Here is a 14,018-nt window from a genome sequence, read left to right as displayed (position 1 = left end):
CCGACCGGCTAGTTTCGTCGCCAGGCGCACGGTAAGCTCAGACTCGAACACCTCATCTTCAAAGTTCACAGGCGGAGCGATGACGACCCAGACACCTCGCGGGGACACCCGGGCGCGCATTATCGACGTCGCCCTGGAACTCTTCGCCGAGCACGGGTACGAGAAGACCTCACTGCGGGAGATCGCCGACCGCCTCGGGGTCACCAAGGCCGCCCTGTACTACCACTTCCGCACCAAGGAGGACATCCTCGCCGGGATCGTGGACACCATGTCCGCGCCGATCGACGAGGCCATCGCCTGGGGCCTGGACCAGCCCTACAGCCCCGCGCTGCGGGACGAGATCCTGCGGCGCTTCGCCGAGGGCATGTCCGACCGGCAGCGGCTGCTGCGCTTCTTCCACGAGAACCAGCCGACCATCCGCGAGCTCAGCGTCGGCACCCGGTTCAAGGAGCGCATGATCGCCCTGACCCAGCTGCTGCAGGGGCCGGACCCCAGCTTCGAGGACCGGGTCCGCGCGGCGATGTCGCTGATGGTGATCAACGTCACCCACTTCGTGGCCGAGGCGTGCTCGACCGAGTCGCAGAACAGCATCGAGCTGCCCACTCCGGAGGAGCGCCAGGAGATCGCCCTCCGGGTCGCGCTGGACGTCGCCGAGACCATCGGCAAGGAGGCGCAGCCGGTCGGCAAGCCCGCCGCGCACTGACCCGGGGCGCACCGCCCCGGCCCCGGTCCGACGTGAGCTGCCCCACTCCCGGCGCAGCCCCGGTACCCCTCGCCGCCGCTGCCGTGCGAGGCTGGAATGTCTGCAAGGCCGAACGCTCCCTCCTCTCGAACAGGAGCGCACCGTGACCCTCCAGCTCAAATCCGGCACGTCCTGGGCCGACACCTACGCCCGCTGCGTCCTGGCCGCCCCCGAGGCCTTCGCCGCCGACCGGCTGCTCAACCTGGTCCGCGGCGACTGGCAGGCCGTCGGCGTCCCCGGCGAGCACACCACCCCGGTCGACGGCAGCGCGATCCCCGGTCCGCCGCGCGTGGGCATCGACGAGGCGACGGCGGCGGTCGAGTTCGCCATCGCCGAGCACCGCACCTGGTCGAAGACCCCGCTGGACGAGCGCGCGGCGCGGGTCTCCGCCGCCGTGGACGCCCTGGCCGACCAGCGCGACCTGCTCGCCCTGCTGCTGGTCTGGGAGATCGGCAAGCCCTGGCGGCTGGCCTGCGCCGACGTCGACCGGGCGCTGGACGGCGTGCGCTGGTACCTGGCCAACATCGGCCGGCAGCTCGGCGCCGACGGGGCCGAGCCCCGGCAGCCGCTGCCCGGACCGGTCTCCAACATCGCCAGCTGGAACTACCCGATGAGCGTCCAGGTCCACGCGGAGCTGGTGCAGCTGCTGGCCGGGAACGCCGTCATCGCCAAGACGCCGTCCCAGGGCGGCTTCCACTGCCTGACCCTGGCCCATGCGCTGATGCGCCGCGCGGGGCTGCCGGTCACCCTGCTCTCCGGCATGGGCTCGCAGATCGCGGACGCGCTGATCCGCTCCCCCGGCCTGGGCGCGCTGGCCTTCGTCGGCGGGCGGGCCAACGGCCGTCGCGCGGCGACCTCGCTGGCCGACCTGAACCGGCGCCACTTCCTGGAGCAGGAGGGGCTGAACACCTGGGGCGTCTGGGACTTCAGCGACTGGCCGACCCTGGCCGGGCACCTGCGCAAGGGCTTCGAGTACGCCAAGCAGCGCTGCACCGCCTACCCGCGCTACGTGGTCCAGCGCCGGCTCTTCCCGGCCTTCCTGGAGACCTACCTGGCGGTCGTCGGCGACCTGCGCTTCGGCCACCCGCTCGCGGTGGACGGGTCCGACCCGGACGCCGCCTTCCCGGAGCTGGACTTCGGCCCGGTCATCCACGCCGCCAAGGCCGCCGAGCTCGGCCGCCGCTTCGACGAGGCGGTGACCGGTCGCGCCGTCCCGCTGCACCGGGGGACGCTCGCCGACGGCGTCTTCCTGGACGGCCAGGACACCGGCGCCTACCTGGCCCCGGCCTGCCTGCTGGAACCGCCCAGCAGTTGGTCGCTGCACCACTCGGAGCCCTTCGGGCCGCTGGACTCGATCGTGCTGGTCGACACCGAGTCGGAGCTGCTCGCGGCGATGAACGCGGGCAACGGCTCGCTGGTCGCCAGCATCGCCACCGACGACGCCGGGTTCGCCGAGCGGATCTCCCCCGACCTGCTGGCCTTCAAGGTCGGCGTCAACCGGCCCCGTTCGCGCGGCGACCGGGAGGAGGTCTTCGGCGGCCTCGGCGCCTCCTGGAAGGGCGCGTTCGTCGGCGGCGACCTGCTGGTGCAGGCCGTGACCCAGGGCCCCGAGGGCGCCGAGGAGCGCCTGTACGGCAACTTCCCGCACTACTCGCTCTACCCGCCGCGCTGACCGGCGAACCCGCCCGCCCCGGGATGCGAACCGCCCCCGACCGACCTGTTGACCCGTCAGTAACTTCGTGTGACGCTCCTGGTGTGCCCCCTGCACAGCCACCGCAACGCACACGTCGAGGAGCGCGTCCATGTCCACCCACGATCTCTACGCCAACCCGGTCACCGACGGTCTCTGGACGGTCCCCGCCTCCGGCTCCGCCCGCTTCAACTGGGAGTACGACGACGGCCGCGAGCGGCTGCTGGCGCTGTACCAGAAGGGCAAGGACAAGCAGTGGGACGCGGTCAAGCGGATCGACTGGTCGCTGGAGGTCGACCCCTACGACCCGCTCGGTCTCCCCGACGAAGCGCTGACGATCTACGGCACCCCGTACTGGGCCAAGTTCAGCGAGCAGAACCGCGCCGACCTCCGCCGGCACTACGCCTCCTGGCAGTTCAGCCAGTTCCTGCACGGGGAACAGGGCGCGATGGTCTGCGCCGCGAGGATCGTCGAGTCGGTCCCGGACCTGGACGCGAAGTTCTACTCGGCGACCCAGACCATGGACGAGGCCCGCCACGCCGAGCTCTACTCGCGCTTCCTGCACACCAAGATCGGCATGCTCTACCCGATCAACGACAACCTCCAGTCGCTGCTCGGCGACACCCTCCGGGACTCGCGCTGGGACATGCCGTACCTCGGGATGCAGGTGCTGATCGAGGGCCTGGCCCTGGCCGCCTTCGGGATGCTCCGCGACACCACCACCAAGCCGCTGCCCAAGCAACTGCTCGCCTACGTCATGCAGGACGAGGCCCGGCACGTCGCCTTCGGCCGGATGGCGCTGCGCGACTACTACGCCCAGCTGACCAGTGCCGAACTGGCCGAGCGCGAGGAGTTCGTGATCGAGGGCTGCTACCTGATGCGGGACCGGCTGCGCGGCGTCGAGGTGCTGGAGAACTTCGGCATCCCGCTTGCCGACGCCGAGGAGCTCAGCGAGAACAGCGAGTACCTCAGCTTCTTCCGGAAGCTGCTGTTCTCCCGAATAGTGCCCTGCGTCAAGGACATCGGCCTCTGGGGGCCGCGGCTCCAGCAAGCGTACGTCGACATGGGGGTCTTCGAACTCGGCGACTCCAACCTCGACCTGCTGATGCAGCAGGACGAGGAGATCGCGGAGCAGTTGGACGCGCAGCGCTTCGCGGCCGAGGAGGGGGCCAGGATCGCCGAGGTCGAGGAGGCCATCGCCGCCGGCGCGGAGACGGACTGACCTTCGGCCACCGAACCCGGGTGTCGGAGGGGTAGGGCAGGATGGCGGCATGGATGATCTCCGCTACCTCGAACTCGTCCGCGCCGACAGCGACCTGCTGCTCGCGGCCGTTCGCTCCGCCCCCGCCTCCGGTGTGCCGTCCTGCCCGGAGTGGACCGCGCTCGACCTGCTCCGCCATGTCGGGGAGGTCTACGAACACAAGCTGGTCTGCATGGAGTTGGACCGCGACCCGAAGGACGGCGAGTGCGAACCCGCGCCCGAGGAGCTGGAGCCGCTGGCGGACTGGTTCACCGGTCGGCGCGACGCCCTGCTGGCCCGGCTCGCCGAGCACGGACCGGCGCAGCCCTCGTACACCTGGTTCCCGCCCAACCAGACCGTGGGCTTCTGGTTCCGGCGGATGGCCCTGGAGACCGCCGTCCACCGGATCGACGCCGAGCTGGCGGCCGGCCTGACCACGCCGGTGGACCCGGAGTTGGCCGCCGACGGTGTCGACGAGGTGGTGGGCTTCCTGGCCCACGACTTCGGCGACCGGAGTGAGCTGGCCCTAGGCGCCGACCGGACGGTGGAGCTGCGCTGCGCCGACCGCCGCTGGGCGCTCACCCTGCGGACCGACAAGCTGGAGCACGCGGCGGAGGGCACCGCGGCGGACGCCTCGGTCACCGGCGACCCGGCCGACCTGTTCCTCCACATCTGGAACCGGCCGGTCACCTGGGTCTCCTCGGTCGTCGAGGCGGGCGACCCGGAGGTCCTGTCGGCGCTGCGGACCCGCCTCCAGGAGGAGTCGCAGTAGCGGGGCGGGCCTACTCCGGCCGGCCGGCCGTGCCGGCAGTGCGCCGCCGCCACTGCCGGACCCCGGCCCCGCCCGACTCCCAGCGCTCGCAGAAGTCCTCCATGGCACGGCGCTTGGCCGCCATCACGGCGCGGCGCAGCGGCCATGGAGGCGGCGGGGCGCCGTCGCCCCGGTAGAAGTGCCGCATTGGTGCAGCCGTGCCGGAGCGGCACCGTGGCAGTCATCGGCGCCGCCCCGCCCTCAGCCGACCGGACCGGCGAACAGCTCCAGATGACCGCAGTTGGGGCAGCGGAAGACGTCCATCTGGTGGTTGGGCCGCCCCATCCGCTTCGCTCCGCCCAGCGCGCCGCGCTCGATCGCGCCCGCGATCCAGCGGGCGTCACCGCGCCCACTGGGGGCGTTGTCCGCGATGAAGCCCGGCTGCAGGCCGACGGTGCCGCAGTAGGTGCAGCGGAGGGTGTTGGTCATCCCGGCAGTCTAGGCACCGGCGCGACGCCGGTCCGGGTCCTGCCGGCGCCTGTTACCCCAGCGTTAGCCGGGGCGGGGGATGCTGGCCGGGTCATGTCCGGGTCATGTCCGGGTCATGTCCGGGTCACTGTCCCGGGGGTCACCACGCCGTTCGCGCCGGGACGGCTGTTCCGCCGGTCCGGGGGGCTGTCGACGGCGCGAACGACCGGGCCGCGTACCGTTGACGAGCTCGGGACGCGGACGCGGCCCCGTCCACCGAATGATCGTCCCTCTTGGCCGCCCCCGCGGTGACCAACCGCCTGGAACCGGCCGTTGAACCTGATGATCCGCACCGCCCCGCCGCACCGCCCCGGCCGCCTCGCCCCGGCCGGGGCCGCACCGCCCGCCGCTCCGGGCGCCCTGCTGCGGCAGGTGGTCACGCTGCCGCCGCCGGGGCCGCCGGCCACCGCCGGGCCGGGACGCCGGGCCGCCGGTCCGGGGCTCCGCGCCCGGGCCCGGCGCTCGCCCGGTGCCTGGCTGCGGCGTCCGGTCGTCGCGGCGGTGCTGCTCGCGGCGGTCGTCCAGGCGGCGTGGGCGCTCTTCTTCGCGACCGACGGCGGCGACCTCGCCGCCCAGTACGCCTGGACGCAGTTCGCCTCCGCCCATCCCGGCTCGGCCTACGACCTCGCCTGGTACGGCGGGATGCACCCGGTCAACTACAGCGTGCTCACCCCCTACCTGATGTCCTGGCTGGGAGTCAGGACCACCGGTGTCCTCGCCGGGACGATCGGAGCCGCACTGCTGGCCCGGCTGCTGGAGCGCTCCGGCATCCACCGGCCGCTGCTGCCCGCGCTGGCCGGCGCGGCGGCGCTGGCCGGCGACATCGTCTCCGGGCGGATCACCTTCGGGATCGGGGCGCTGTTCGCGCTCGCGGCCGTGCTGGTCGTCCACGAGCAGCGCGGGACACCGGGGGCGCGGATCGCGGCGGCCGGCCTGCTCGGGGTACTGGCCACCCTCGCCAGCCCGGTGGACGGACTGTTCCTGCTGGTCGCCGCCCCGGCGCTGTTCCTCACCGGCCGCCGGAAGGCCGCCTGGGCGCTGGCCGTCGGACCACCGCTGGTGGTCGGCACCACGACGCTGCTGTTCCCGTTCTACGGCGTCCAGCCGTACGACCTCGCCGAGCTGGCACCGGTACTGGCGACCGCCCTGCCGATCGCCCTCTGGGCGCCGCGCTCCTGGCCCGCCGTCAGGGTCGGCGCCTGGACCTATGTGCTGGGCAATGTCCTCACCCTGCTGATCCCCTCCCCCATCGGCAGCAATGTCGAGCGGCTCTCGCTGCTCTTCGCCGCGCCGCTGCTGCTGGCCGCCGCCCGGGTGTCGCGCGGCCGGCGCGCCACCGCCCTGTGGCTCGCCTTCGCCGTCGCCCTGAGCTGGCAGACCGTCCAGCCGGTGGTCGACCTCGTCGGCGCGGCGCCGGCCACCGGCTGGGCCCGGTACGCCGAGCCCCTGGGGACCGAGCTGGACCGGCTGGGGGCGGACCGGGCCCGGGTCGAGGTGGTCGGCGCCGACTCCCATGTCGAGTCCTCCACCCTGACGCCCTACGTCGAGCTGGCGCGCGGCTGGAACCGGCAGGTGGACCTGGCCCGCAACCCGCTCTTCTACGCCGGGCGGCTCACCCCCGCCGCGTACCGCGCCTGGCTGCGCAACTGGGCGGTGGGCTACGTCGTGCTGCCCAGGGCGACGGAGGACTACGGCTCCGCGGCCGAGGGCCGACTCGTCGCCGCCGGCGTGTCCTGGCTGCAGCCGGTCTGGCGGGACGCGCACTGGGCGGTCTACCGGGTGACCGGCGCGGTCCCGCTGGTCTCCGCTCCGGCCACGGTGGTCAGGGCGGGCGAGGCCCAACTGACGCTCCGGGTACCGGCCCCGGGAACCACGGTGATCCGGGTCGTCTGGTCGCCCTGGCTCTCGGTGCTCGACGGCGGCGCGGGCTGCCTCGCCCCGGACGGCGCCTGGACCCGGCTGACGACCAGGACCGCGGGCACCTTCCGGATCGGCGCCGAGTACACCCTCCCGCGCGGCACCCCGTGCGCCGGGGCCGCCCGCTGACACCGGGTCCGCCGCCCTCGGCGGCGGCTAGCCCTGGGCAGGCGTGCTGGTCCACTTGTAGTAGGCCGACCGCTGGTCCGGACACAGCGTCTGGACCACGCTGAGCTCGATCTCCCCGGCCTCGCCGCGCGAGTAGCCGGAGGACTCCAGCGCGGAGTACGCCTGGTCCATCTTCCCGGCCTTCATCAGCTTGCAGGTGGAGTCACCGACCTCGGCGAGCTGTCCGTCCGAGTGCTGGGCGTGACCGGTCCCGTCCTGGGAGAAGAGGCCGCGGACCGAGGTGACGTAGGACTTCTGCTGCGCGGTGAGCGGGGCCGTCGACGAGCCGCTGGAGCACGCGGTCGCCACCACGGGCAGCAGCAGAGCTGCGCCGAGAACCACTCCGAACCGTACGCCCTGCCGCATCGCGATCCCCCCGGATTCGGTCCTGCACCAACCGCCGCCCAAGCATGACCGGGACCGTTCGCTTCGTCAACTATCCATGTCGAGACGGGGATTGGCCGCCATAGCCGCCATGCGGCCCCGCTGCGGCCCCGCTGCGGTCAGCCGAGCAGCACCAGCCGGGCCACCGCGCAGGCGACCGGGTGCACCGCGAGCCCCGCCGGCGCGGCCCGCCCCGTTGCCGGCCGAGGTGCCGCAGCCGCCCGTGGCGAAGAGCAGCCCGCGCGGGAGGAGCAGATCGACTCCCGCCCGCGACCACCGTCCTCCGGCCCCCGTACTCCCCCCTCGGACCCCCGTCCCGACACCGCCCGCCTCAGATCCGGTTCGGCGGTGCGGCTTATGAGTTGACTACGCTGCGCGGGCGATCGTGATGATCTCCCTGCTCTCCGGCGTGACCGGTCCGCGCTCCCAATCCCCGTACTGAGCCTCGACCTCGAATCCGGCCCCGGCCAGGAGCGCGTTCAACGGCCCGACGTCCAGGAACCGCAGGCCACCGGTGTCCTCCCGCAACACCGTGCCGTCGGCCAGGGAGGTGACCTCGGTGGTGTCGACGATGTCACCGCGGACCTCGATCCGGTACTGGATACGCAGCACGCGTCCGTCGGAGAAGGCGATGTCTCCGGAGTCGCCCACCGCCCACTGCTCCCAGGCCCGAGCCTGCGGGTGCCGGGTCTCGAAGGCGAAGCGACCGCCGTTCCGCAGGGCGTTCCGGATCCCGGCGAGGGAGATCCGGACCTCCTCGTCGGAGAGCAGGCACTGGAAGGCATGGCCGGTCATCGTGGCCAGGTCGAACTCCCCGTGCCAGGCAATGTCGGCGGCCCTCCCCTCGACCCACTCGACATCGGCGCGCCGCCGCGCCCGTCCGAGGGCCGCCGCGTCGGGATCGATGCCCGCAAGACGGCCGATGTGGCCACGAACCCGGGCCTGGTGCAGCATCTGCCCGGTCCCGCAGCCGACGTCCAGCGTCGATCCGGCTGCTGTCACCAGGCCGTTGTAGAACCGGTCACTCGGCCATCGGTCGGGGTCCCAGGGATTCGTCAGATCGTAAAGTTCCGCGACATCGTCATCGGTGAAGTCCACCCGGGCATGGTCCCGATGACCGCGACACCGGTCAACGGAGAATCGCACCCCGTGGGGTGAGCCGGGGTGTTGTCGGGGCCGGTGGGGCCCTCCGGGTCAGGGGCGGGCGTAGTAGTTGGGGACGCCCATGATCCAGAGGCTGGCGACCTTGACGTAGGCGCCGGTGCGGGGAGCCTCGATCATCCGGTCGTCGCCGATGTAGAGGGCGACGTGGTAGATGTCCTGCGGGCTGCCGTCGTGGGACCAGAAGACCAGGTCGCCGGGGCGCAGCTGACCGTAGCTCAACGGGCGGGAGCGGGCGTACTGGTCGGCCGCGTAGTGGGGCAGTTCGACGCCGGCACGCTGCCAGGCGCGCATGGTCAGGCCCGAGCAGTCGAAGCTGTCGGGTCCGGCCCCGCCCCAGACGTAGGGCAGGCCGAGTTGGGCGCGGGCGAAGGAGACCGCTGCCCCGGGGTCGACCGGCCCGCTCGACCGGGCCGGACCGGCGGCTGCGTCCGAGTCGGACGGACGCCCCGACTGGGCCGGGGCGGCGGCGTGCAGCGCCGTCTGGCGCGCGGCCTCGGCCGAGGCTCCGGCCGCAGCCTCGGTCAGAGCCTGCTCCCGTTGCCCGGCCAGCTCGACCGAGACCTGCTCGGCGGCGGCGAGCTGCGCCAGCAGGGACGTGCTCCGGGCGGCGAGCGCCGCCAGCTCGACCCGCTGCGCCGCGAGCCGGTCCGCCACCTGCTGCTGGGCCTGCGCCACGACCGCCGCCGCCCGCTGCGCCGCCGCGGCCGCCCGAGCGGCGGCCCCGGCCGTGGCGGCGGCCTCGGCCGCGCTGTCGGTGGCGGAGTCCACCACCCTGCGGGCGCGGTCGGTGACGGCCCGGAGGGCGGCCCGGCCGCTGGTGGCGGCCTGCAGGTTCTGGGCCTGGACCAATCCGCCGAGTCCGGCCAGTCCGGCCGGCAGCCCCGTCCGGTACTGCTCGGCGGCCAGTTGCCCGGCCGCGTCGGTCGCCGTGCGGCGGTCCGCCTGGGCCCGGACCGACGCCGCCGCGGCCAGCCCGGCGGCGGCCTCCGCCTGCTGCCGCCGCAGCAGCGCTCCGTCGTACCGCTCGACCGCGAGCTCGGCCCGGACGTCGAGCTCCTGCTCCGCGGCGCGGGCGGCGGCCAGCTGCTGCTCCACCGCGGCGACCTGGGCGGCGCGCCGGTCGGTGAGCTGACGGGCGGTCCGGAGGTCGCCCGCGCTCGGCGCCGGTCCGCCGTCCGCGTCCGCCACCCCGCCGAGCGGGAGGGCGGCGAGGACCAGCACCAGTGCCGCGCCGAGGGCGACCCGCCAGGAATTCTTCACCGCTCCAGTCTGTGCCGGGGCCCGGCGGCCCGCAGTCCCGGAGGCCCGCACGGGTGACGCGGCGTCAGCTCGGGCCGGTCGTCGGCACGCCTCGGTCGTCGGCACGCCTCGGTCGTCGGCACGCCTCGGTCGTCAGCACGGGCCGCGGCGGTTGCCCTTGGTGCCTCGGCTGCGGCCGGCGGCGATGGCGCTGCGGCGGGCGGCGGCCTCGCGGCGGCGGGCGGCGGCCTCGGCGTTCGGCGGCGCGGTGGTCGCCACCGCCGCGTGCCGGGCGGCGAGCCGGTTGAGCCGGGTCAGGCTGCGGATCCGCTGCTCGTCCGAGGGCAGGTAGCTGCGCGAGCGGTGGGCGTCCCCGGGTGCCGTCAGGGCGCCGCTGAGCCGGTCGGCCACCCGCTCGGCGAGCAGATGGGCCCGGGTGGGACGGGCGCCGACCGGCGTGGGCTTGCCGGCGATCAGGTCGAACACCCACATCCGGCCCCGGTCGCCGCGGCGGTGCCAGCGGGCCTCGCGACGCCGGGCGCGGGCGTACTTGCGGGGGCGGTCGGCGTAGCGCCAGCGCGCCCAGGGGCTGTTCGGCCGGGCCAGCCGGACGGCCGCGACCCAGGACACGCCCGGGACCATGATCCCGATCATCCCGCTCCAGAACTTTCCCTTGAACAGGGTGACCACGGTGAACAGCGCGTTGATCGAGAGCGCGGCGATCAGCCCCCAGTGCACCCGGTCGCTCGGCTTCAGGCCCAGCGGCAGGTAGCCGACCAGCAGCAGGCCGGTGAACAGGATGCCGACGATGACCGCGTCCACCGACTTGCGGCCCTGCTCGCTCCAGTAGACGTCCTCCAGGTGCAGCAGCAGGGCGAACTCGTCCAGCACCAGGCCGCAGCCCATGCCGAAGATCAGACCGAAGATGTCGATCCACGGATGGGTGCCGACCGTCACGAACGTCCCGACCCCGCTGACCAGCAGGAAGAAGATCCCGAAGACGAAGTGGTGGATGTGGAGGCCGCCCGGGGTGACATTGCCCGGCCACCAGCGGACCCCCCGCCGGATCATCCGCACGCTGAAGCGGATGAACAGGAAGGAGCCGATGAAGCCGAGCAGCAGCAGGAAGAGCGGCTGCTTGCCCGGGTCCTGGATGTGGTGGACGTAGTACTCGCCGAAGTGGAAGTGGTGGTGCACGGGCACCGGGGCCGGGGAGGGCGTCGAGGTCGGCGTCGGCACCGGGCTGGCGTCCATGGTGGTCGGGCCCCCTCTCTCAGAAGCCGCGGGTGCGCTTGGCCGCGCGGCGCACCACCGCGGGGCCCTCGCCCTGCGGGACCTTCAGGAACAGCCGGGCGACCTCCCCACCGAGGTTGACGCCCACGGCGAGTGCGAGCGCGATCGCGGCGGCCCGGGAGACCGAGATCAGCCCGTCCAGCGGTTCGCCCCTGGCGAGCGAGAGCAGGCCCAGATAGATCACGGAGCCCGGGAGCAGTGGTCCGAGCGCGGCGGTCACATACGGCAGGGACGAAGCGTAGCGGTAGCGCGAGGCCATCTGCCCGAAGAGGCCGACCATCCCGGCCGCCAGTCCGGTCGCGATGATCGGCGAGACATGGCCCTGGACGGTCAGCGCCCCGTAGACCGACCAGCCGACGCCGCCGAGCACGGTGACCATCGGCAGCACCCGGCGCGAGGTCTGCAGCAGCACCGCGAAGGTCAGCGTCAGCGCCATCGCCGCGGGCAGCTGCAGCGGCGGCAGGATGCCGGTCACCAGGCTCTGCTCGGGGTGCAGGTCGGCGCCGAACTTGACGCCGATGTAGAGGATCAGGAGCACCCCCAGCACGATGCCGACGACGAGGTAGATCACCTCCAGCAGCCGGGCGGCGGCCGTGATGTAGAAGCCGGTCAGGCCGTCGGCGACGGCGGCGACCAGGGCCCGGCCCGGGAGCAGCGCGAACAGCCCACCGGTGATCACCACCGAACCGCGCAGCCCGCTGTGATTGAGGTTCAGCACCACGCCCACGGTCGCGGCCGGCATCGCCGCGACCACGAACTGGTAGAACTCCGGCAGCCCGCGGCTGGCGATCGCCCAGGCCAGCTTGTCGCCGATGATGGAGGCGAAGAAGGCGCTGACGAAGAGCAGCACGGCCTGCGGGTCGGCCCGGCCGCCGACCAGCAGCGTCGCCGAGCCGGCCAGCATCCCGGTCGCCAGCGAGAGCAGCCACGGCGGGTAGGGGTGCCGGTTGCGCCGGATCTCGGCCAGCCGCCGGTACGCGTCCTCCAGGCTGGTCCGCTGCCCGGTGATGTCCGCCACCAACCGGTACACCGACGCCAGCCGGGTGTAGTCGGAGCCGCGCCGACGCACCACCCGGGAGGCGGTGACCGGGGGGTCGACCAGGGAGGGCAGGTAGGAGATGGAGATCAGGGTGAAGGTGACCTGGGGCTCGCAGCGGTCGAGGCCGAAGGCGTGGCTGACGCCCAGCATCGCCGCCTCGACGTCCTCGGCGCTCTCCCCGCTGGCGAGCAGCAGCTCGCCGATACGGAGCGTCAGGTCGAGGATGCGCGGGACGTTGGGGCCGACCTCGTGCGGCTCGGCCTGGGTGCCGCGTTCCAGCACCGGGCGCTCGGACATGGGGGTGCGCAGCAGGGTGCGCATCCGGTCCGGCCAGGGCGCGGCGCCCAGGCGCAGTTGGGCGACCGAGATGCCGGCCGGGGGCGTGTAGCCGAGGACGGCCCAGTCCTGGGGCGGCGGCGCGGGCGACTCGGAACCCGTGGGCGGGGCGGTCAGCGGCTGCTGCTCCAGGGAGGCGGGGGTGGTGCCGACGACCGGCCCGGCGGGGCCGAGCAGTCCGGGGGTGACGGCGCGCGGCCCGTCCTCGTGCTCCGCCGGGAAGGGCTCACCCGCCCCGGTGGTCGCGACCAGCGGCGTCCCGACCTCGGGGGAGTCGCCGCCGGGCGTCGGCGGAACCGGCTTCCGCCCCGGGTGCGCGCGCCGCACACGTCGGCCTGGCCTCTTCCCCTCGGGCACCCTCTGCTCCTCGCCGCACCTGCTGTTGTGGGTCTGCGTCACCACCTTGCCCGATCAGGCTGGACGGCGCACGATCGCGGCGCACGCCCCTCGGTCAATCGGCGATTGACGCCGGAACGGGGCGGGACAAGGGGTCAGGAATAGGTTACTGACTCCTATGGGGGATATTTACCAATCGAGATGGAACTTTGTCGACTTGTTGGTGAATGCTGGTTACGCGACGTCAGTCAGGATCTCGACGCCCAGGGGATGGCCAGCCCCGGCGTCACCACCGCTTCTCCACTCTCAGGGAGACCTTGTGTCCCGCATCCGCATCTTCACGGCCTTCGCCGCCCTCGCCGCCTGCATGTGCCTGGGCATCGGCACGGCCTCGGCCATCGGGAACGGCTCGTCCGCCACCCAGCAGTCCAACGGCAGCGTTGTCAGCAACGAGGACTCCGGCAACCTCCTCGGCTCGGTCGACGGCAACGCGCACGCCGCCCAGCAGACCGCCACCGGCGGCGGCGCGGCCAACTCCGGCAACACGGCCGGGGTGAGGGGCAACACCGGCACGGTCGGCAGCGGACAGGCCAACAGCAACCGGCTGGCAGCCGAGCTCTACTACTGACGGCGTTCCGGACCGTTCCGACCGGTCCGGAACGCCGACCGCACCGGCCGGCCCGCACGCGTACCCCGCCCTACCAGCGCCAGGGCGGGCGCGCGGCAGCGGCGGCCGACGGCGCGGACAGGGTCAGGCACCACCCGGGGGCCGACAGCAGATGGGGCTGTCGGCCCCCTACCCATGCTCGTTCCGGGCCCGGGGGCCTTCCGGGACCGGAGCCCCCGGGGCCGGGTTCACTCCTGGTGACGGATCACCACAAAGGCGTCCAGCGAGGGGTCGTAGTGGTCGTGGTGCGGAAGCCCGGTGGCCTCGGCCTCCTCCTCGGCACGGTGCTCGGCCCGGTGTGGAGGGCCGTCCCCGGCGTAGGTCGCGACCACGACGCCGCCCCGGGGCGGGCAGAGGCGGCAGGCGCTGGTGCCAACCGTGCCAACGGTCCCGGCCCGGCTGTCGGTGCCGACGAGTGTTGCGGACATGGCGTGCTCCCGTTCGTGTGTCCTCCAGGACGCACGCGCGGGCCACCACGGTTCCGGGCGGAGGCCGACGCTGCGTTCCCCAGCAGACACGCACAG

14 protein-coding genes are annotated in these 14,018 nt (G+C 73.4%); 6 read left to right on the top strand and 8 right to left on the bottom strand.

Features of this window, described 5'->3' with window-relative positions; all coding sequences use genetic code 11:
* The first annotated feature begins 79 nt into the window (after positions 1–79).
* From BS75_RS23240 to BS75_RS44680, 4 genes are all read left to right on the top strand, one after another.
* The gene (locus BS75_RS23240; RefSeq protein WP_034089636.1) at positions 80–703 is read left to right on the top strand and encodes a TetR/AcrR family transcriptional regulator; all 624 of its coding nucleotides are present in this window, start codon (positions 80–82) and stop codon (positions 701–703) included.
* Positions 704–845: 142 nt separating this feature from the next.
* On the top strand, positions 846–2,414 hold the full coding sequence (locus tag BS75_RS23235) for an aldehyde dehydrogenase family protein (protein WP_034089635.1): 1,569 nt from the start codon (positions 846–848) through the stop codon (positions 2,412–2,414).
* A gap of 130 nt (positions 2,415–2,544) precedes the next feature.
* Entirely contained in the window at positions 2,545–3,654 is a 1,110-nt protein-coding gene (locus tag BS75_RS23230; RefSeq protein WP_034089634.1) for a ferritin-like domain-containing protein, read from the top strand.
* Between the two features lie 49 nt (positions 3,655–3,703).
* The gene (locus BS75_RS44680; protein WP_052069637.1) at positions 3,704–4,444 is read left to right on the top strand and encodes a maleylpyruvate isomerase family mycothiol-dependent enzyme; all 741 of its coding nucleotides are present in this window, start codon (positions 3,704–3,706) and stop codon (positions 4,442–4,444) included.
* A gap of 10 nt (positions 4,445–4,454) precedes the next feature.
* On the opposite strand, the gene BS75_RS48455 is transcribed toward BS75_RS44680, so the two are convergent.
* Complete coding sequence (locus BS75_RS48455) at positions 4,455–4,631, bottom strand: hypothetical protein (RefSeq protein WP_156164281.1); 177 nt, start codon at positions 4,629–4,631, stop codon at positions 4,455–4,457.
* A 53-nt stretch (positions 4,632–4,684) separates the two neighbouring features.
* Positions 4,685–4,912: a hypothetical protein gene (locus BS75_RS23220; protein ID WP_034089633.1), complete on the bottom strand. Its 228-nt coding sequence runs from the start codon at positions 4,910–4,912 to the stop codon at positions 4,685–4,687.
* A 321-nt stretch (positions 4,913–5,233) separates the two neighbouring features.
* Between BS75_RS23220 and BS75_RS23215 the strand changes: the two genes are divergently transcribed.
* The gene (locus BS75_RS23215) at positions 5,234–6,997 is read left to right on the top strand and encodes an MFS transporter (protein WP_231608169.1); all 1,764 of its coding nucleotides are present in this window, start codon (positions 5,234–5,236) and stop codon (positions 6,995–6,997) included.
* Positions 6,998–7,024: 27 nt separating this feature from the next.
* Here the strand turns inward: BS75_RS23215 and BS75_RS23210 are convergent, their stop codons facing one another.
* From BS75_RS23210 to BS75_RS23190, 5 genes are all read right to left on the bottom strand, one after another.
* Positions 7,025–7,348, bottom strand: coding sequence for a hypothetical protein (locus tag BS75_RS23210; RefSeq protein WP_152645739.1), 324 nt, complete (start codon positions 7,346–7,348; stop codon positions 7,025–7,027).
* A gap of 438 nt (positions 7,349–7,786) precedes the next feature.
* Positions 7,787–8,518 carry a class I SAM-dependent methyltransferase gene (locus BS75_RS23205; RefSeq protein ID WP_034089631.1) on the bottom strand — a complete coding sequence of 244 codons (732 nt, stop codon included), beginning with the start codon at positions 8,516–8,518 and terminating at the stop codon, positions 7,787–7,789.
* Between the two features lie 96 nt (positions 8,519–8,614).
* Complete coding sequence (locus tag BS75_RS44675) at positions 8,615–9,844, bottom strand: C40 family peptidase (protein WP_052069636.1); 1,230 nt, start codon at positions 9,842–9,844, stop codon at positions 8,615–8,617.
* Between the two features lie 132 nt (positions 9,845–9,976).
* Positions 9,977–11,077 (bottom strand): hypothetical protein, encoded by a 1,101-nt coding sequence (locus tag BS75_RS23195; RefSeq protein WP_063776575.1) that lies wholly within the window; start codon positions 11,075–11,077, stop codon positions 9,977–9,979.
* Positions 11,078–11,096: 19 nt separating this feature from the next.
* Positions 11,097–12,848 (bottom strand): threonine/serine exporter family protein, encoded by a 1,752-nt coding sequence (locus tag BS75_RS23190; RefSeq protein WP_231607873.1) that lies wholly within the window; start codon positions 12,846–12,848, stop codon positions 11,097–11,099.
* 298 nt (positions 12,849–13,146) lie between these two features.
* Between BS75_RS23190 and BS75_RS23185 the strand changes: the two genes are divergently transcribed.
* Positions 13,147–13,455, top strand: coding sequence for a hypothetical protein (locus tag BS75_RS23185; protein WP_034089630.1), 309 nt, complete (start codon positions 13,147–13,149; stop codon positions 13,453–13,455).
* 227 nt (positions 13,456–13,682) lie between these two features.
* Here BS75_RS23185 and BS75_RS23180 read toward each other — a convergent pair whose 3' ends face one another.
* Complete coding sequence (locus BS75_RS23180) at positions 13,683–13,922, bottom strand: hypothetical protein (RefSeq protein WP_034089629.1); 240 nt, start codon at positions 13,920–13,922, stop codon at positions 13,683–13,685.
* Between the last annotated feature and the right edge of the window lie 96 nt (positions 13,923–14,018).

Origin of the sequence: Streptacidiphilus albus JL83, assembly GCF_000744705.1 — a bacterium.
In the GTDB taxonomy this organism is placed as follows: Bacteria; Actinomycetota; Actinomycetes; order Streptomycetales; family Streptomycetaceae; genus Streptacidiphilus; species Streptacidiphilus albus.
This window is presented reverse-complemented; position numbering and strand designations above follow the sequence as displayed.

What these genes read in the sequence shown, in the direction of transcription:
- BS75_RS23240 (WP_034089636.1), top strand. Translation starts at nt 80, where the DNA reads ATGACGACCCAGACACCTCGCGGGGACACCCGGGCGCGCATTATCGAC.
- BS75_RS23230 (WP_034089634.1), top strand. Translation starts at nt 2,545, where the DNA reads ATGTCCACCCACGATCTCTACGCCAACCCGGTCACCGACGGTCTCTGG.
- BS75_RS44680 (WP_052069637.1), top strand. Translation starts at nt 3,704, where the DNA reads ATGGATGATCTCCGCTACCTCGAACTCGTCCGCGCCGACAGCGACCTG.
- BS75_RS48455 (WP_156164281.1), bottom strand. Translation starts at nt 4,631, where the DNA reads ATGCGGCACTTCTACCGGGGCGACGGCGCCCCGCCGCCTCCATGGCCG.
- BS75_RS23220 (WP_034089633.1), bottom strand. Translation starts at nt 4,912, where the DNA reads ATGACCAACACCCTCCGCTGCACCTACTGCGGCACCGTCGGCCTGCAG.
- BS75_RS23215 (WP_231608169.1), top strand. Translation starts at nt 5,234, where the DNA reads ATGATCCGCACCGCCCCGCCGCACCGCCCCGGCCGCCTCGCCCCGGCC.
- BS75_RS23195 (WP_063776575.1), bottom strand. Translation starts at nt 11,077, where the DNA reads ATGGACGCCAGCCCGGTGCCGACGCCGACCTCGACGCCCTCCCCGGCC.
- BS75_RS23180 (WP_034089629.1), bottom strand. Translation starts at nt 13,922, where the DNA reads ATGTCCGCAACACTCGTCGGCACCGACAGCCGGGCCGGGACCGTTGGC.